The sequence below is a fragment of the Streptomyces sp. NPDC001100 genome (assembly GCF_053598575.1).
In genome coordinates this window covers 66942-84113 of record NZ_JBSFKO010000042.1, presented here as the reverse complement: position 1 = coordinate 84113, position 17172 = coordinate 66942, and the positions used below count along the sequence as shown (strand labels likewise).

The following is a 17172-nucleotide window of genomic DNA, read 5'->3' as shown; positions in this document are numbered from 1 at the left end:
GTTCCGCCACCGATGCTGGGGCTTCACCGAGGGTGAAGGTCAATCCGGTTGCCCCGGTCGCGCGGGCCGTGGTTACCCTGCCAAAACGATCTACCGCCGTACGAAGCTGGAGGCTCCCGTGCCCCGAATCGCGCTCGCCACCTACGACCCCGGATCCCAGCCCAGCAAGGACCGTGACCTCCCGGTGCTGGTCGAGGCGTTGCGGGCGGCCGGGGCCGAGGCGGTCGCCGCGCCGTGGGACGACGAGGGGACCGACTGGGGCGGCCACGACCTCGTCCTCATCCGCTCGACCTGGGACTACAGCTGGCGGGCGGCCGAGTTCGTGGCCTGGGCCGAGCGGGTCGGCAAGGCGACGCGGCTCGCCAATCCGGTGCAGGTCGTGCGCTGGAACACCGACAAGCGCTACCTCGGCGACCTCGCGGCGGCCGGCGTGCCCGTCGTACCGACCCGCTATCTCGCCCCCGGCGACCCGGCCGACCTCCCCGGCGACCACGAGTACGTCGTCAAGCCGACCTCCGGCGCGGGCGCCCGCTTCGCCGCCCGCTACACACCCGACGAGCACGGGACGGCCGTACGACAGCTGGAGCGCATGCACGCGGAGGGGCTCACCGCGATGGTCCAGCCGTACCTCACGAACGTGGACGTCAGCGGGGAGCGGGCGCTGCTGTTCTTCGGCGGGCGGTACGTGCACGCCTCCCGGAAGGGCGCCGTGCTCTCGCGGGGCACGGCCTACGACGACGACAAGGTGTCGCACCCGGACCTGGAGCCGTGGACCGCGACCGAGGCCGAACTAGCCGTCGCCGAACGGGCGTTGGCCGCCGTACCGGACGCACCGGAGCTGCTGTACGCCCGCGTCGACCTGGTGGACGGGCCGGACGGACAGCCGTGCGTGATGGAACTGGAGCTCGTCGAACCGAACCTCTTCCTCGATCTGCATCCGGGGTCGCTGGCCGTGGTGGTGGACGCGGTGCTCGCCGCCGCTAGTCGCTGACCGCCGTTCTCTGCAGCAGCCCCCACGTGAACTCGGCCGCGCACCGGTGTCGTACGCCCTGCGCGTCCGGGGCGGTGAAGGCCAGGCCCCAGCGGGTGGGGGCCGTGCCCTCCAGGGGGCGGGCGGGGGAGAAGGCGCGGGCCGCCTCGTCTACCGTGCAGGACCAGGGGGTCAGGTCGTCGAGGGTGTGGAGGGGTGGGGGCGCGGCGCCTGGGGCGCGGACCAGCCATTCGTTCCACACGGCGCCGTTCGGGGCGGTGAGTACCTCGAAGCGGAGGTCGGGCCAGAGGGGGAGGGGCCACTGCCAGGCCTCGCAGTTCAGGTCGCCGATCTTGCGGTGCACGCTCGATTCCGGGGCGCCGAGGATCGAGCGGTAGCGGGAGGCGGCGGCCCGGCCTCTCGGGGAGTGCAGCATGGCCTGCCAGCGCTTGTTGGCCTCGCGCATGTCGGCGATGGAGACGCCCAGCTCATGACGGGCGTCCTCGACCAGGTCCGGGTTGTGGTCCGCCATGCGGCGCAGCAGGACGAGTTGGAAGTCGAGGGGGCCGAAGGGGTTCGCGGGGCGTTTCGCGTCGGGCATGCGATCCATCGTCGCGCACGGCACTGACATCGGCATCGGCATCGACGCCGGGGCTGCGGCCGCCGGGCAGGAACAGGACCGAGTTGACGTAACGGGGGCCGCGCGCGAACGGCAGGACGCGGCGCAGCAGGCCCTGGGAGACGACGTACGAGGTCCGGGTCTGGTGCGCTTCGAGGGGGAAGGCGGACAGTCGGACCCAGTGCCCGTTCCTGTCCGGCAGGACCCAGCCCTCGTAGCCCAGCAGCGACAGGTAGGTGACGACCGGCGCGATCGGCTGGATGCGTGACTCCAGTTCGACGAAGAGCGCGGGGCGGTCGCGGGTCAGGAGGCCGGTCGCGCCGTGCAGCACGGCCAGTTCGTTGCCGTCCACGTCGATCTTGATGAAGCCGACGTCCTTGAGGCCGAGCCCGTCGAGCGTGACGCAGGGGACGTGCACGGCGCGGGCGTGGATGTCCCGGCGGACCAGCGACGACACACCCCGGTCGCCCTCGTCGTCCGGCGGCAGCCACAGGCGGGCGGTGCCGGGGCGGTCGGAGGCGGCGGCCGGGATCACCCGGGCGTGCGCGGGGGCGGCCGCGGCGAGCAGTCGCGCCAGGTGGGGGACCGGTTCGACGGTCACGACCTGGCGCGCGTGTCTCCACAGGCGGTGCGTCCAGGGGCCGTACCAGCCGCCGACGTCGACCGCCGTGCCGCAGTCGGGCGGCAACAGGTCTGTCAGGCGGGCGAGTTCGGGTTCGAAGCGGGGGTAGACGGCGCGGGCGGTGGCGGCGACCAGGCGGGTGGGGAGGAGCGGGGCGAGACGGGCGGTGAGGGTGCGGGGAGTGCGTGCGGCTGTCATGGGGCCATCCGTTTGAGGAGTTCCACGTGCTCGTCGTCGTCGGTCACTTGCTCTCCGGACGAGGGCAGGAGCTGGGGGATGCCGTCGACGATGGGGTAACGGCGGCGCAGGCGCGGGTTGTAGAGGGCGCCCGTGGGGAGCAGGTGCAGCGGGCCCTTGTCGAGGGGGCAGGCCAGGATCTTGAGCAGGGGGTCGTCCGGGTTCATGGGGGAGTCAACTCCTTGGCCTCGACCGGTCGTTGAGGCGCGTTGTCGTGCTTCGGCATGGTCAGCAGGACGGTGACCGCCAGGGTCGTGCCCCCGATCCTCAGGGCCAGGCGCAGCGGGTCGTGCGGCAGCGCCTCGCCGAACGCGAGCGTGCCGAGCACCGCTGTGAACAGGCTCGTCACCGTCGTGCAGACCGGCACGATCAGCGAGGCGCGGCAGCGCTGCAGCGCCGCCTGGGACATCACCAGGCCGAACGCGCCCGTGCAGAGCAGGAGATACGGGTACGGCGACCGCAGCAGGTCGACCACCGCCCCGCCCAGGTCACGTGTGGTCAGGAAGCTCGACACCCCCTTGATGGCGAGCGAGCTGACCCCGTACAACAGGCCCACCGCCACGCCGTATTCGACGCCCGTGGTGGGCAGCCGGTGCCGGTGGGCCGCGCGGCGCTCGGTGGACCGGTACAGCCAGACGCCGGCCGCCAGCGAGGGCACGCACACCAGCAGGATCAGCGGGTAGGGCGCGGCGCGGCTGACGTGGTCCGAGCCCTCCTTCAGCGACAGGACGACCATCAGCAGGGCGGCGAGGATCGCGCCGAGCGCGTACCGTTCCCGGCCGCTGGTCCGCTCGCCGAGCAGCCGCGCGGACAGCAGCACGAGCAGCACCAGACCGGACACGAAGATGCCCTGCGCGGCGGCGATCGGCAGCGTCCGGTACACGGCGAGCTGTGCGCCGAACCCGGCGGCGAGGGCGAGTGACCCGCCGATCCACAGCGGGCTGCCCAGCACCAGCCGCAGCAGCCGGGCCGGTTGACGGACCGTCACCTCGGGCAGCGCCGTGAGCGCCCGCTTCTCCAGCACGAAACCGGTGCTGTACAGCACGTTCGCCAGCAGGGCCGCGGCCACTCCCCACCACACGGCCGCGCCCCCTACGTCTTCCGCGCGTGCAACAGCAGGATCGACGCCAACTGCGGTCTGGCACAGGCCAGTCGGTCGAGAGGCCGTAGTGGGCGCGGTACGCCGTGGAAGGGGGCGCCCTTGAGTCCTACGACCTCGAAGCCTGCCGCCGTCACGAACTCCCGTAGCGCGCGCGGGGTGTAGAGCCGCAGATGTCCTACGACCTCCTTGCCCGGGCGGCCGTGGATCGCGCGCAGGCTCACCTCCGAGAACACGGGCTGGACGCCGGCGAGCAGCAGGGCGCGGTTGTACCAGGCGGCCAGGTTCGGCGTGGACAGCATGAGATGGCCTCCCGGACGCAGGACCCGGCGGATCTCGGCCAGCGCCGTGTCCGGGTCGACGAGATGCTCGATCACCTCGCTGAACAGCACGGCGTCGGCGACGGCCGTCCGCAGCGGCAGCGCGGTGAGTTCCCCACGGACCGTGTACGGCAGGTGGGTTCGGGCGCGGGTCAGGGCGTCCTGGGACCAGTCGACGCCGATGACGCGGTGGCCGGTGAGGAGGGGGGCCGCGGTGGCCGCCGCCGTGCCGTCGCCGCAGCCGATGTCGAGGACCGTGCGGGGGCGTTCGGCGGCCGGGCCCAGCGCTGCGGCCAGGACGTGGGCCTGGCGGAGGGTGCGGGAGGGCCCGGAGGCGACCGGTACGGCGGGGTTCTCGTAGAAGTCGCGGAGGCCGGGGTGGTGCGGGGCGGTGGTCGTCATGGCGCGTGCTCCTCCGTCGTGTGCAGGTAGTGCTCGAACAGGTCGCGGAGGTGGGCGCCGTCGCCGGGGCCGAGGAGGGCGCGCGACCAGCGCAGGGCCACGTGCAGCTTTCCGGCGGTAGAGGCGGTGGTCACGGTGAGGCCGCGGGGCATCCGGGCCGGGGCCGAGAACCACACGGCGTGCGCCCGGCCCGCGGTGCCGCCGAAGTCCAGGGCGTACGGGATGCGGCCGATGTTGCTCAGGAGGGTGGTCGAGGTCCAGGGCGCGGCTGCTCTGCGCAGGCCCCGGGTGAGGCTCGCCCGCCAGGCGACGGGGACGACAGGGGCGGTCAACAGGCTTGCCCCGTGGCCGAGTTGGGGACGGGGGAGGGTCTTCAGCGCGCGGGTGCGGGTCGCCGTGCGGTGGAGCAGTTCGCCCATCTCGGTGGGGTCGGTGGTCAACTCGTGTGGGGCGAAGGTGACTTCGACGAGCCGGGTGCCGTTGCCGATGGGCATGTCCGTGCCTCGGGGGCGGTCGTCGACGGGCATCGTGATGCGCAGCGGGCGGGGGCGTGCGCCGTGTTCGCGGTTCCAGTGGGCGATCATCAGGGCCGTCGTGACCATGAGTTGGTCGTTCACGGTGTACGGGGAGCCCTTGGGGCGGTGCGGGACGCCGAGTTCGGTGAGGAGGAGGCCGTTGCCGCCGGGGGAGGGGTCGGGGGCGCCGGGGGCGACGCGGGCGGGCGGGGTCCAAACGGACGGGGTGGCCGTGGGGGGTTCGGGGGTGTCCGGGGGGCGGGTCGGTGGGGCGGTCGGGGCGTTGTCGGTGCCGCCGTACAGCTCCGCCGCGGTGGCGAGGACGCGGAGGCAGGCGGGGCCGTCGAGGGCGGTGTGGTTGACGGTGAGGAGGAGGGCGGTGCCGTGGGGGAGTTCGACGGCCTCCAGGCGGATGGGTGGGGATGCGGTCAGGGGTGGGGTGTGGTCCAGGGAGCGGGTGCGGGCGTGCTTGAGGGCGTCGGGGGCGGGAGGTGGGAAGGTCACCACGTCTACGTCCGGGGCGTCGGTCAACTCCCATTCGTAGCGGCGGCGGTACCAGGGGCCCGGGGCCTCGCGCATGAGGATGCGGGGGTGGTGGTGGAGGGCTTCCGTGAAGGCGGTGCGGAGCCGTTCGGGGTCGAGCGGGCCGGGGAGGTGGACCTCTATGTGGACGGTTTCCGGCTCGGTGGACTGGTTGCAGTGGCGGGCTATTTCGTCGACTGTGGGGAACGGGATGCGAGTTGGGGGGCGAGGTTCGTCGAGTGTGGTCATTCGGGGTCGTTCCTTTGCTGCGGGTCTGTGGGGGCTGGTCGCGCAGTTCCCCGCGCCCCTGAAGGGGCGCTTTTCGGCAACGTCGGCTGAGACTCCTGGTGGCCCGGGCCGCGCGCCGAGATCGTGGGGCCGGATTCGATCGCCCCTGGACCCTCCGCAGCGTTCGGCTCCGACCATCGACCGGCCAGCTCCTCCCAGGTCCTTGGCCTTTCCTCGCCCATCGCGCTTGTCCCGCGCTCCCGTTGAGGCAGTGGTGCCGGTGGCAGGACAAGCGTCGAGTCCGGGGACTCCGGGTTCCGCCACTCCCGTACGCTCACCAGTCCCGCGAACAACCCGATCAGTGCGAGGAGTTGGGCCGCGCGGCTGAACGCGCCCTGACCCGCGCCCACCGGATCACCCGCCCCTGTCGCCGCCACGATCCCCGCGCCCGCCAGTGCCACGAACGCGATCGGGACGAGTAGTGCGTGGCGGCGGTACGCCAGCAGCGCCAACGCCGGTACCAGCAGGGCGAACCAGCCCGCGATCACCACTCCCACCAGCGTCAGTGCCACCGTGCCCAGCCACAGGCCGGGGAGGGGCGGGGGTGGTTGGAGCTCGTCGGGGTTCGGTTCGTGGCGGCGCCAGATCACCAGGGCGAGGAGGACGGCCACGGCCGCACCGCTGCCGATGAGGCCTGCCTCGTACGTCGTCGCCGGGGTGTAGGACAGCTTGATCGTGCCGCCCGCGCCTGCGGGGACGCGCCAGCCCTGTTGCCAGCCGTCGAGGCGGACCGGGGACAGCTCCTTGCCGTTGAGGGTGGCTTTCCAGCCGTCGTTGTAGTTCTCGTACGTGGTGAGGTAGGAGGCCGTGCCCGAGCCGAGCGTCACCTCTCGGCGGTCGCCCAGCCAGTCCACGACCCGCAGCCCCCGACCAGTGTCCGTCGCCGGTGCGACACTTCCGCGGGTGAGTGTCACGTCTGTCAGCGAGAGGGGTCCCGCGTCGCCCGCCTCGACCCGGTGCGGGCCCGAGGTCAGCTCCAACGCCGGGTCTTCCTTGCCCTCTTGACAGAGCGTCACCTCCACGGCCCGGCGCTCGGTGAGGTCCCGTACCGTCCCCGTCACGCTCGTCCGGTACAGCTCGCCGTCCACCGCGACCACCGGGCCCTTTCCGCAGGCCAGCGTGAAGGTGCGGGTGGGGTCGGGCTGGGGGGTGCGGTACTGGTCGAGGGCCGGGACGTACGCCTCGGACAGGCCCACGGGGAGTTGGAGGTTCTCGTCGGCCACCGGGTTGTGGAGGGTGAGCGGGGCCGTCTTCGTGATCGTGATGTCGAGGTGGTCCGTGGTGATCGGGTCGAAGCGGACCACGCCGTTCTCGTCGACGCCGGCGATCGTCGCGCCGTCGGGCGAGCTGATGTCGACCTCGGTCGCGCGGGTCGAGAGACCGCCGGCGGGCGCCAGCACCACTTCGCCGACCGCCTGTTTACCGGTCCAGCTGAGATGGATCGTGGGGCGGTCGCCCGCCACCCAGCCCGTCGTCAGGTCGCCGTCCGTCAGGTTGCGGGCCGAGAGGCCCGTCCCCAGCGCGGCCGTTGAGTCCGCCGTCGCCGTGATGCGGTGCTGCTGGGCGGGGGCCACCTCGTAGAGGAGCTTGTCCAACTCCTCGCCGGGGATCGCCACCGCGCTCGCCTTCATCTCGTACGTTCCCGCCGTCGGCGTCGAGAACGTGCGGTGCAGCCCCGCTTCCGTGCCCGTCGGGGAGAGTCCGGTCGGGTCGGCCGTGCGGTGCAGGGAGATGATCTCGGCGGTGGCGTCGGAGCTGTCCGCGTCGGTGGGGAGTTTCAGGAGCCGGGTGACCTGGACGTGCGGCAGGGCGATCTCGGAGAAGCCCGCGCCGGTGAGACCGGTGCGGCGGGCCACCGAGTCGACGATCGTCAGCTTCATCCAACTTGTCGTGCCCGAGGGGGCTTTGACCGTCTGTGTCATGCCGTTCGGCTGGAGGTGGCTGGTCGCCGACCCCTTCGCCGTCTCCACCCTCACCTCCGTCGCCGCCGCCCGCACGCTCTCCTGCGGGAGCGGGGTCACCTTGAACGAACCCGGCATGTCGTACGCCCCGCCCGTGAAGCCGATGCGCAGCCACTGCCCGTTCGGGGAGCCCGCCGCGCCCTCGGCCCACGCGGTGTCGGGGTTGCCGTCGAAGGCGTTCACCGGGTCGAACTGGGGCAGCTGGAACAGCCAGTTGCCGCTGGAGGACGCGGTCACCGAGCGGGCGCCGCGCAGCTCGGCCACCGTCTGATGGGCGATGCCCTTGGTCGGCAGGATCTGCTTCGGCTTCTTCCCCGCGTCCTGCACGGCGTCCGGCGCGTTGCGTTCGTCGGGGGTGTACGTGTACGAGGTGTTGGCGTCGACCAGTCCGAACCGGGTGTCCGCGCGGCGCAGTCCGTCGCCGAGGATCTGGAGGGCGGGGGAGCCCAGCCCCGGGTGGTTGTCTCCCGTCAACACCGTTGCCCGGCCCCGGAGTTCGGTCGCCAGGGGCAGCAGGGACTCCGGTCCGCCGGAGACCACCGCCGTGTCGGCCACCGACGTCAGGCCCGCCTGGCCCGGCCGTACGACGTCCTTGCCCGTCGGCTCGTAGATCTCCACCGCCCGCTGGCGCGGGTAGAGGCCCTCGACCTGGAGCGGGGTGTCGTTGGCGATCCGGCCGCCGGTCATGACGGGGCCCAGGCCGGTCACCCGTTGGTAGCCGGACTGTTCCAGGGTGCGTTTGACGGTGGTCGTCGGGACGTAGCCGATCTGGTCGGGGTCGAGATCGTTGCGGACGACGACGTAGTAGATGCCCGCGCGGCTCAAGTAGTCGGCCAGGCCCGGGACTTGGCCGCCGGAGTCCAGCGCCTGCTCCACCGCGTCCATCGCGCGCCGGTTGCCCGGGGTGCCCATCGGGACGTAGTCGCGCTCCGCCCAGCGGGAGTCCGCCAGGACGTCCAAGGGTTCGTCGATGGGGGAGCCCCAGGTGTAGATGCCGTGCGCGGTCGCCGGGACGACCAGGGCGCGGGAGTCGGGGGAGTACTTGTGCAGCCAATCGGCCGTGGACTGCCAGTACGTGGGAAGCTGCTGGAACGAACCCGGGTTCAGGATCGACCCGTTGAGATACGGCCACGCCAGTCCGGGGAGCACCAGGACCACGGCGACCAGCGGGGCGAGCCGACGTCCCCGGACCGGGCGGGCTCCGCGTGTCTCGGCCGCCACACCCACCAGGTGGGCCAGACCGAGGACGAGCGCGAGAGCGAGCCCCGCCTGGAACTTGTAGATGTTGCGGAAGGGCACGAGCGGGCCGTTCAGCCAGTCCTGGACCAGCCCGTGGAAGGGCGCCCCGAACGAGCCGCCGTACCCGGCGAACAGGATCAGCGCGACCGACACCCCGACCAGCACCAGCCAGCGCCGCTCCGGCATGTCCCGGCGGGCCAGCCCGGCGAGACCGAGCCCCGCCGCGAGTGCCGAGCAGACGATCACGATCACCGAGGAGACGACCGTCCAGCCGGCCGGTATCCAGGCCTCGCCCAGATGCAGATAGGCGACCCAGTCACCGGCTCCGCGCAGGCCCTCCGTCGCCGACATGGTGTCCGTCGTGGTCTGCGAAGTCTCCACGTAGGGAAGGAAGTTCTCGCCGTAGACACCGAGCATCAGCAGCGGGATCCACCACCATGCCGTAGCCAGCACGACCCCGGGCACCCACCAGCCGATGAGCTTGCGCTGCCGTGGCCCGGCCGGGCGGGAGAGCAGATACAGGCCCACCGGGAACAGGGACGCGAGGGTCGCCGCCGCGTTGACCCCGCCCATGAACGGGACGATCAGCGCCGAGCGCAGGGCGGCCACCCGGGCCGTGTAGCGCTCGTTGGTCAGCGGCAGCAGGACCCAGGGGAGGAAGGCGCCGGGCAGCGCCGCGGCCGAGGTCGAACCGACGACGATCGTGAACACCGGCCACAGCGCGTAGGCGACGGCGGCGAGCAGCCGGGACGCCGGGCTCCCGACCCGCAGCCGCTCGGCCAGCCTCAACACGCCCCAGAAGGCGACCGAGACGACCAGCGACAGCCACAGCCGCTCCGCCGGCCACACCGGCAGGTGCACTGCGTGGGCCAGCCAGTAGAACGGCAGCATCGGCCAGAGGTAGCCCGCGTACTGGTCCTGGATACCGCCGAAGGAACCCCGGTCGTGCCACAACTGCCCCAGATCGGAGAGGAATTGTCCTGGGTCGACGGTGACACCGAGCTTGGTGTCGAAGGTCTGCCGCCCCGGGTGCACGGCCAGGAACAGCACGAACACCACGGCCCAGAACCCCAGCAGCCAGCGCCACGACCTCGGACCCTCCGGGGGCCCGGCCAGAGTCGTGCTGGTGGGGTCGGCCGCCGGGGGCGGAGCCTGGACCGTGGTCGCCGTCATCGTGGACACCGCCGGAGGATGAGGAGGAGGTTCCAGGTGGCCAACTCCCTTATCCCGGGCGCTTTTACGATGGCTCGGTCGAGGAAGGGCCAGTAGCGGGACCGCGCCGCGACGACCCTCACGTCGTCGCGGGCACGGACCTGCCGCAGGGTGGCACCGATGTGCACGGCGAACAGGTTCTCGCCGAGGGTGTGCTTGGCGGCCTTGCCGGTACGGCGCCGGTAGCGGGCCCGGGCCCGTTCGGCACCGAGGTAGTGCCAGGGCGCCCACTCGTGACCGCCCCACGGGGACAGCCAGTTGGTGAACGACACATAGATGAGCCCACCGGGCCGGGTCACCCGAGCCAGCTCACTGAGAAACGTCTGCGGATCGGCCACATGCTCAAGGACGTTGGACGAGAAGGTCACGTCGGCGACCCCGTCGGACAGCGGCAACAGATACCCGTCCGCGACGACGGTCCCGTCCGGCGGCTTCGCCCCCAACTCCCGTACGTCGGGCTCGAAAAGGTAGGCGTGGGCGCCGCGCCGCCGGAACTCCTCGGTGAAGTAACCACTCCCACCACCGACATCGACGACGGTACGACCGGTGACGGGACCGCCGTAGCCCTCGACCTGATCGGCGGCGTCAAGGGCGAGGAGCGCGTAACAGGTCTCCGGATCGTCCTGCTCATGCAGGAAGGCCCGAAAGAGGGCGAGCGACCGACGAAGAGACGGATCCTTGAACCGCCGCCCCCCTGCAGCGCCCCTATGAGGGCGCGGGGAACTGCGCGACCAGCCACGACGCACCCGCACCCGCGTCACGACCCCCAGCCCCTCACCGCCTCAGCGGCAACAGCCCGAAACTGTCTCACCGTCCGATCCCAGCGATAACGAGCCGCGAGATCACAGGCCGCCTTGCCCATGACCTCTCGGCGGTGCGCGGACAGCGCGAGCGTGCACCAGGCGGCCGCGAAGGACGACTCCCCCCGCGCCAGCACCCCCGTCTCCCCGTCCACGACGGAGTCCCGAAGCCCCGGCACGTCGAACGCGATCGCCGGCGTCTCCCGTGCGGCGGCCTCCGTCACCACCAGCCCCCACCCCTCCAGCGCGGAGGGATGCAGCAACAGCCAGGCAGCGCAGAGAAGTTCGTGTTTCCGCGACTCGGAGACATGCCCGGTGAACTCCACACCGGGCCCCGCGAGTCGCTCCAGCCGCTCCCGCTCGGGCCCGTCGCCGACGATCAGCAACCGCCCGCCGGTGACCGGCCGCACCCGCTCCCACAGCCGTAGCAGCAGATCGATCCGCTTGTACTCGACGAGCCGCCCCACCGCCACGAACAACGGCTCCGGCGAGCGCTCGGCACAGGGACCGGGTTCTTCGACTCCGTTGTGGACGACCCGGATCCGGTCCCGCTCGATCCCGATCCCGCGCAGCGCGTGCGCGGTGGAGGGAGAGACCGCGACCAGCAGGCCGCGATGCTGCGCCCCGGTCAGCGCCCACTGTTCGAGGCGTCGGCCGATTCTCGCCGCCGGGGCCATCGGGCCGTCGAACCGCATCCTCCAGACGTCCGTGTGGACGTGGTTGACCAGGCAGATGGTGGGGCCGTGGTGCCAGACGGGAGCGAAGTAGGGCATGCCGTTGCAGACCTCGACCAGCAGGTCGCAGTCACCGATCCGCCGACTGAACGCCGAACGGGCGCGCAGGTAGTGGCCGTAGGCGCCACCCGCCGACACGACCCGGTAGTCGCGGTAGGCCGCGGGGCCGCCGCACAGCAGGGTCACCTGGTGGCCGAGCCGGGTCAGGCCGTCGGCGAGTCTGTCCACGAGGAGTTCGGAGCCGCCGGCCGAGGGGTTGTCGAGATCCCGGTGGGCGAGGAACACGATCCGGCGCGGCTGCGGCACCGGCGCCGGGGAGTGCTGCGCGGCCGGCGGAGACGCGGTACGCAGCGGGTGGTGGGGCACGTGCTGGGGCATGAGTGCTCCAACTCGTCTCGGGGTGCGGAACTCTGCGGGGACAGGGGAGGACAAGGGCTGGCAAGAACGGGCAAAGGGCAGGTGCGGTGCGGGAATTCTGTGGGCGGGCTGTGCTCGGGTGGGTGGACAGTTTTCGCTTCGGCGTTCCTGACGGCTACTCACCCACGTGACAATTTCCGGGGTTATTAGAACTGACGTCACGTCACATCGTGGGCGGATACTCGGGTGAAGCGGGTGATTCGGGGCGCCGACGTCCTCGTAGCACCAAAACGCCGCCGGTCACGGCCAGGACGAATCCGGCCACAGCGGCACCGATCGGCAACGACTGCCCCACCAGGCGCAGTTGGCCGCTCTCCTGCTTCGCGAGTTTCACCTGTTCCTTCTGCGTGGCCGTGGTGAACGCGAGCTTGTCGGCGTCGAGGAGGAGCACCGAGTCGTAGGCGTGACGGGGCGCGCGCAGGGTGCGGCGGGGGCCGGTCTGGGCGTAGATCACCCGGCCGGTGCGCTGGTCGACGACCAGCTCGATGCCGTGGTTGGAGTACCACTCCTCGGCCAGGATCTGGGGGGAGCCCGGCTGGTCGACCAGGCTGCCCGGGACCAGCCGGGTGCCGATCTTGGTGGGCGGGACCGTGCCCTTGAAGACGTAACCCGAGTAACCCTGCACCTTCCTGGTCCCCGCATAACGCAGAGTGACCGTGTCGCCAAGGGAGTTGTCCCACCACTGGTACGACTGTTTCCGCACGTCGAAGGGGAACTTCAGGTAGGCGTCGCCCTCGAAGTACGGGTTCTCGTGGCAGCAGTGCACCGGCTTGTTCGTCCTACGGTCCGTGACCCAGCGGTTGGGGAAGAACTCCAGCGCGTCGTGCGGATCGGCGGCCGGCAGGGACTTGTCGGTGTCGACGGTCGTGGTGACGTCCCACACCGCGTCCCCGCTCTTCTCGCTGTCCGCGACATCGCCGCGCACCTGCTGGGTGACGGTGATCCGCTGGTCGTCGACGGTCCGCAACTCGCCGGTGTCGAAGTAGCTTCCGGTGCCCCGGTACACGGCGGTCGTGTCGATGTCGATCGGCGTCACGGCGGCCCGCGGCTCGACGTACCACGCCAGCAGCGGCGCCAGGACCAGCAGAAACGTGCCAAGTCCCAGGAGAATCAAGGAAAGTGGAGAGGCTGTACGGCGCATCCGGACACTCCAGTGAAATCGGTGAAGGAGTTCGGGCCGGCCCTTGGGCCGGGAACCGTAGGCGCCCCTTGACGGAGTGTCAATGTCTGCCGACACTGGGCCGACGGGCAGGGGCGGACGACCTCGGGACAGCACCTCGGGACAGAACCTCAGGACAGAGAGGCCGACCCTGCGATGTCCAGACTGCTCGCCGCCGTACTCACCATGGCGCTTGCCGCCGCCCTCGCCGTCGGCGCCGCCCTCGGCATCGTCGCGCTGCTCGACGCCAGGCCCGACCAGCCGAACACGCCCCTGATCACGTACGAGCAAGCGGGCCAAGGGAGTTGATCCCATGGCCGCTCGACCGGCGACCGCACCACCGGCGACCGTCCGACCGGCGACCGTGACGGCACGCTCGGCGTGGCTCGACGTGCCGCGTCCCCAGGTGCGCGAGTTCGCCGCGATCGTCATGGCCGAGGCGCCAGCGCTCGCCGAGGAGATCCTGCGCGAGATCCGCCGCGAGCACCCTCAACTGCCCCTGGTTCTCGACGACTCGGGCGAATCGATGGCCCTGGTCGGCATCCGCCGCGCCATCGAGGTCTTCGTCCAGCACCTGGAGACCGCCGAGGGCCGCCCGACCGTACCGCCGGGCGTCTTCCAGGAGTTCGGGCGCGGCGAGGGCCTGCACGGCCGCAGCCTCGACTCGCTCCAGGCGATCTACCGCATGGGCGTACGGCTCGCCTGGCGGCGCTTCGCCGAGATCGGGCAGCGCGTGGAGATCCCGCCGCCCGCGATGTACGAACTCGTCGACGCGGGCTACGAGTACCTCGACGGGCTGGTCGACCAGTCCGTGCGCGGGTATGCCGAGGCCGCCGCACGGCAGGCGGGGGAGCGGCTGCGCCTCCAGCGGCGGCTGATGGAACTCCTCCTCGCCGAGCACCATCGCGGCGACCCGGCCGAGGCCCTCTCCGAACGGGCCGCCCGCATCGGCTGGCCGCTGCCCGACAAGGTCTCCGTCGGCGTGCTGCTGCGCCCGGCCCGCGAGGCGGTCGCCCCCGCCGTGGGGCAGGAGGTCCTGCTCGACATGGAGTACGAGCAGCCCCGCATGGTCGTCCCTGAACCGGACGCGGCCGGCCGCCCCGAACTGCTGCACCGCGCGCTGACCGGCTGGGCGGGCGCGATCGGGCCACCGGTGCCGCTGGCCGACGCGGTGAAGTCGGCGCGCTGGGCCGAGGCCGCCGTAGGGCTGATGGAGCGGGGGCTGTTGCCGGCCGGTGGGGTGCTGTACTGCACCGAGCACACCGAGGCGCTGGTCCTGTTGCAGCCCGAGGAGCTGATCGACGATCTCGCGTTGCGGTGTCTGGCACCGCTCGCGCACTGCGGGCCGACGCACGGGCGGCGGCTCGCGGAGACCCTGCTGGCCTGGCTGGAGACGCGGGGCGGGGCGCCGGAGGTGGCCGCGCGGCTCGGTGTGCACCCGCAGACCGTGCGGTACCGGCTGCGTCAGATCCGTGAACTCTGGGGCGGCGAGATCGACGATCCCGACCGGCGCTTCGAGCTCGAACTCGTCCTGCGGGCCCAGCGGTTGCGGGGTGCGCTGGGCGATCCGCGGGCCGGGCGGTAATCGGGCGATCACCCGACCATTGCCCGTGCAACCCTCTATGGCTAGCCTGTGTTCGTTATCCCGATCGTCAGTTGAAATTTCGAACACGCCATGTGAGCGCGCCCTGTGGTGCGGCCACTCATCGACATCCAAGAAGGGGGCCGGTTGTGGGACGCCTCGTACCTGCCGTGACCCGGGCTCTCGACATCCTTGAGCTCTTCCTCGACGGGGACGGGACGCTCTCCGCCCCCGACATCGTGCGCAAGCTGCAACTGCCGCGCACCACCGTGCACGAACTGGTCACCACGCTCTCCGCCCGGTCGTACATCGTGCCCGTGCCCGGACAACCCGGACGCTACCGGCTCGGAGTCCGCCCGTACCAGCTCGGGAGCCGGTACGCCGAGCAGCTCGACCTCGCCGCCGAGGGCCAGCAGGTGGCCCGGTCCGTCGCCGAGACCTGCGACGAGACCGTGCACGTGGCCATCCTCGAAGGCACCGACGTCATCTACATCGCCAAGGTCGACTCCACGCACGCGGTGCGCATGGTGTCGGCGGCCGGCCGCCGGCTGCCCGCCCACTGCACCTCCGTGGGCAAGATGCTGCTGGCCTCCCTCCCCGAGCCCGAGCTCACCGCTCGCATCCCCGCGGGCGCGTCGCTGGTCGCGATGACGCCCAACAGCATCGTCGAGCCGGACGCCCTGCGGGAGGCGCTCGCCGAGATCCGGCAGCGCGGGGTCGCGGTCGAGAGCCGTGAGTCCAACCCCGACGTCTCCTGCGTCGCGGCCCCGGTCCGGGACCGCACCGGCCAGGTCGTCGCCGCGCTCTCCATCTCCGTGCCCATGATCCGCTGGAGCGACGAGCGGCGGGACGAGCTGGAGCGGCTCGCCGTGAAGGGCGCGGCCGAACTGTCGGAGCGACTCGGACACCGGAGCGCGGCATGACGTACGAAGTGGCGGTACGCGCCGAGGCCACCCTCGGCGAGGGACCGACCTGGGACGCGGCGGCGGGGCGGCTGATCTGGATCGACATCCTCGGCTCCCGGGTCCATACGTACGACCCCGAGACCGGCGCGCGCACGGTCCGCGTGACCGACCAGCACGTCGGCGCGGCGAAGCCCCGGGTCGGCGGAGGGCTGGTCCTCAATCTCCGGGACGGCGTCGGGCTCGTCGATCCCGACGGGGAGTTCCGGTGGCTGCACCGGGAGCCGGTGCCCGGGCGGCGTGCCAACGACGCGGCCGTGGCGCCGGACGGTGCGTTGTGGGTGGGGACGATGCGCTACGACGAGGCCGCGTGCGGCGGCACCTTGTCCCGGATCACCGGGGACGGATCGGTCCAACCGGTCCTCGACGACGTGGCCGTCAGCAACGGGACGGGGTGGAGTCCGGACGGGCGGCTCATGTACTACATCGACTCGCCCACGCGGCGGATCGACGTCTTCGAGTACGCGGACGGGCGGGTTTCCAAGCGGCGCCGGTTCGCCGAGATCGAGGACGGTGCCGGGTTCCCGGACGGGCTCACCGTCGATGCGGACGGGTGTGTGTGGGTCGCGTTGTGGGACGGGGGCGCGGTGCGGCGGTACTCGCCGGACGGGGAGTTGGACCGTGAGGTCCGGCTGCCCGTTCCGCTGGTCACCGCGTGCGCGTTCGGCGGTGCGGACCTGACCGACCTGTACGTCACCACGGCGCGGGTCGGGCTCAACTCCCCGCACCCCGTTGCCGGTTCGCTGCTGGTGGTGCCGGGGGCGGGAAAGGGGTTGGCTCAACCTGCTTTTGCGGGCTGAGCGGTGGGGGTCATGTCATGACGACCGGCCGCCGGCGGGTGCTGCGCCACGGCACCGCCGGCTCAGGCCGGAAGTTCCGTGATGCCGAGGGCGAAGTCCCAGCCCCCCACCCCGTTGCGGGCGAGGCCCATCGTGAGCAGTCCAGCTCCTTCCAGCCAGTGCGCCATGTTCAGGCCGCCGGTGTCCATCGGGCGCATCCCGAGGCTCTTGACGAACTCCTCCACTCGCGCCTTGGCCCACGCGTCGTCACCGGCGATGAAGATGTCGGGCCGGCCGTTCTCCAGGACGTGGCGGAAGACGGTGTTGAACCCCTTCACCACACTGGCACCGGCCGGGGCCACCTTGGCGGCTTCCTGCGCGATCGAGGTGGCCTCGCGGTGGGTCAGACCGTCGAGTGCGGCGTTGAAGGTGTTGCTGATGTCGACGACGACCTTTCCCGCGAGGGCGCCTCCGTAGTGGACGACGGCCGGAACGACACCGTCGGCCAGCAGGGCCATGATCACGACGTCCCCGGCCGGGACGGCGCCCCACTCGCCCGTGGTGGTGTCGCCGCCGAGCGCCTTGGCCAGGGCGGTGGACTTGGCGTGGTCGCGGCCCATGACCTCCACGGTGTTGCCGCCCGCCAGCGCCAGCGCGCCGATGGTGCGGGCCATGTTCCCGGTGCCGATGATGCTGATGCTGCTCATGAGGTGTGCTCTCTTCTCGTGGTCGT

Annotated in this window: 16 protein-coding genes; 5 read left to right on the top strand and 11 right to left on the bottom strand. The window is 71.7% G+C overall.

Features of this window, described 5'->3' with window-relative positions; translation table 11 throughout:
• Nucleotides 1-118: 118 nt before the first annotated feature.
• Entirely contained in the window at nucleotides 119-991 is an 873-nt protein-coding gene (locus ACWDEW_RS40855) for an ATP-grasp domain-containing protein (protein WP_450520190.1), read from the top strand.
• On the opposite strand, the gene ACWDEW_RS40850 is transcribed toward ACWDEW_RS40855, so the two are convergent.
• The 10 genes from ACWDEW_RS40850 to ACWDEW_RS40805 all read right to left on the bottom strand — a co-directional run bounded on the left by ACWDEW_RS40850 (nucleotide 981) and on the right by ACWDEW_RS40805 (nucleotide 13098).
• Nucleotides 981-1571: a hypothetical protein gene (locus ACWDEW_RS40850; RefSeq protein WP_450520188.1), complete on the bottom strand. Its 591-nt coding sequence runs from the start codon at nucleotides 1569-1571 to the stop codon at nucleotides 981-983. The two genes, ACWDEW_RS40855 and ACWDEW_RS40850, sit on opposite strands and share 11 nt — an antisense overlap.
• A complete protein-coding gene (locus tag ACWDEW_RS40845) occupies nucleotides 1459-2409 on the bottom strand; it encodes an FkbM family methyltransferase (protein WP_450520185.1) in 951 nt (316 codons plus the stop codon). The genes ACWDEW_RS40850 and ACWDEW_RS40845 overlap by 113 nt, the downstream gene beginning before the upstream one ends.
• A complete protein-coding gene (locus tag ACWDEW_RS40840; RefSeq protein WP_450520183.1) occupies nucleotides 2406-2615 on the bottom strand; it encodes a Trm112 family protein in 210 nt (69 codons plus the stop codon). Before ACWDEW_RS40840 ends, ACWDEW_RS40845 begins: the two co-directional genes overlap by 4 nt.
• A complete protein-coding gene (locus ACWDEW_RS40835; protein WP_450520211.1) occupies nucleotides 2612-3517 on the bottom strand; it encodes a hypothetical protein in 906 nt (301 codons plus the stop codon). Before ACWDEW_RS40835 ends, ACWDEW_RS40840 begins: the two co-directional genes overlap by 4 nt.
• 23 nt (nucleotides 3518-3540) lie before the next feature.
• Nucleotides 3541-4269 carry a methyltransferase domain-containing protein gene (locus ACWDEW_RS40830; protein ID WP_450520181.1) on the bottom strand — a complete coding sequence of 243 codons (729 nt, stop codon included), beginning with the start codon at nucleotides 4267-4269 and terminating at the stop codon, nucleotides 3541-3543.
• Nucleotides 4266-5555: a condensation protein gene (locus ACWDEW_RS40825; RefSeq protein ID WP_450520180.1), complete on the bottom strand. Its 1290-nt coding sequence runs from the start codon at nucleotides 5553-5555 to the stop codon at nucleotides 4266-4268. The genes ACWDEW_RS40830 and ACWDEW_RS40825 overlap by 4 nt, the downstream gene beginning before the upstream one ends.
• Entirely contained in the window at nucleotides 5552-9967 is a 4416-nt protein-coding gene (locus tag ACWDEW_RS40820; RefSeq protein ID WP_450520209.1) for an alpha-(1->3)-arabinofuranosyltransferase domain-containing protein, read from the bottom strand. The genes ACWDEW_RS40825 and ACWDEW_RS40820 overlap by 4 nt, the downstream gene beginning before the upstream one ends.
• Nucleotides 9964-10752: a class I SAM-dependent methyltransferase gene (locus ACWDEW_RS40815; RefSeq protein ID WP_450520207.1), complete on the bottom strand. Its 789-nt coding sequence runs from the start codon at nucleotides 10750-10752 to the stop codon at nucleotides 9964-9966. Before ACWDEW_RS40815 ends, ACWDEW_RS40820 begins: the two co-directional genes overlap by 4 nt.
• Nucleotides 10753-10763: 11 nt before the next feature.
• Nucleotides 10764-11918: a glycosyltransferase family 4 protein gene (locus ACWDEW_RS40810; protein ID WP_450520178.1), complete on the bottom strand. Its 1155-nt coding sequence runs from the start codon at nucleotides 11916-11918 to the stop codon at nucleotides 10764-10766.
• Nucleotides 11919-12120: 202 nt separating this feature from the next.
• The gene (locus ACWDEW_RS40805; RefSeq protein ID WP_450520176.1) at nucleotides 12121-13098 is read right to left on the bottom strand and encodes a DUF3068 domain-containing protein; all 978 of its coding nucleotides are present in this window, start codon (nucleotides 13096-13098) and stop codon (nucleotides 12121-12123) included.
• 174 nt (nucleotides 13099-13272) lie between these two features.
• Here ACWDEW_RS40805 and ACWDEW_RS40800 point away from each other — a divergent pair, with 174 nt between their 5' ends.
• From ACWDEW_RS40800 to ACWDEW_RS40785, 4 genes are all read left to right on the top strand, one after another.
• Complete coding sequence (locus ACWDEW_RS40800; protein WP_362970637.1) at nucleotides 13273-13425, top strand: hypothetical protein; 153 nt, start codon at nucleotides 13273-13275, stop codon at nucleotides 13423-13425.
• Between the two features lie 4 nt (nucleotides 13426-13429).
• Nucleotides 13430-14701, top strand: coding sequence for a PucR family transcriptional regulator (locus ACWDEW_RS40795; protein WP_450520175.1), 1272 nt, complete (start codon nucleotides 13430-13432; stop codon nucleotides 14699-14701).
• Between the two features lie 146 nt (nucleotides 14702-14847).
• Nucleotides 14848-15621, top strand: coding sequence for an IclR family transcriptional regulator (locus ACWDEW_RS40790; RefSeq protein ID WP_450520173.1), 774 nt, complete (start codon nucleotides 14848-14850; stop codon nucleotides 15619-15621).
• Nucleotides 15618-16460: an SMP-30/gluconolactonase/LRE family protein gene (locus ACWDEW_RS40785; protein WP_450520171.1), complete on the top strand. Its 843-nt coding sequence runs from the start codon at nucleotides 15618-15620 to the stop codon at nucleotides 16458-16460. The genes ACWDEW_RS40790 and ACWDEW_RS40785 overlap by 4 nt, the downstream gene beginning before the upstream one ends.
• A 62-nt stretch (nucleotides 16461-16522) precedes the next feature.
• Here ACWDEW_RS40785 and ACWDEW_RS40780 read toward each other — a convergent pair whose 3' ends face one another.
• Nucleotides 16523-17146 (bottom strand): NADPH-dependent F420 reductase, encoded by a 624-nt coding sequence (locus ACWDEW_RS40780; protein WP_450520169.1) that lies wholly within the window; start codon nucleotides 17144-17146, stop codon nucleotides 16523-16525.
• Nucleotides 17147-17172 lie beyond the last annotated feature (26 nt).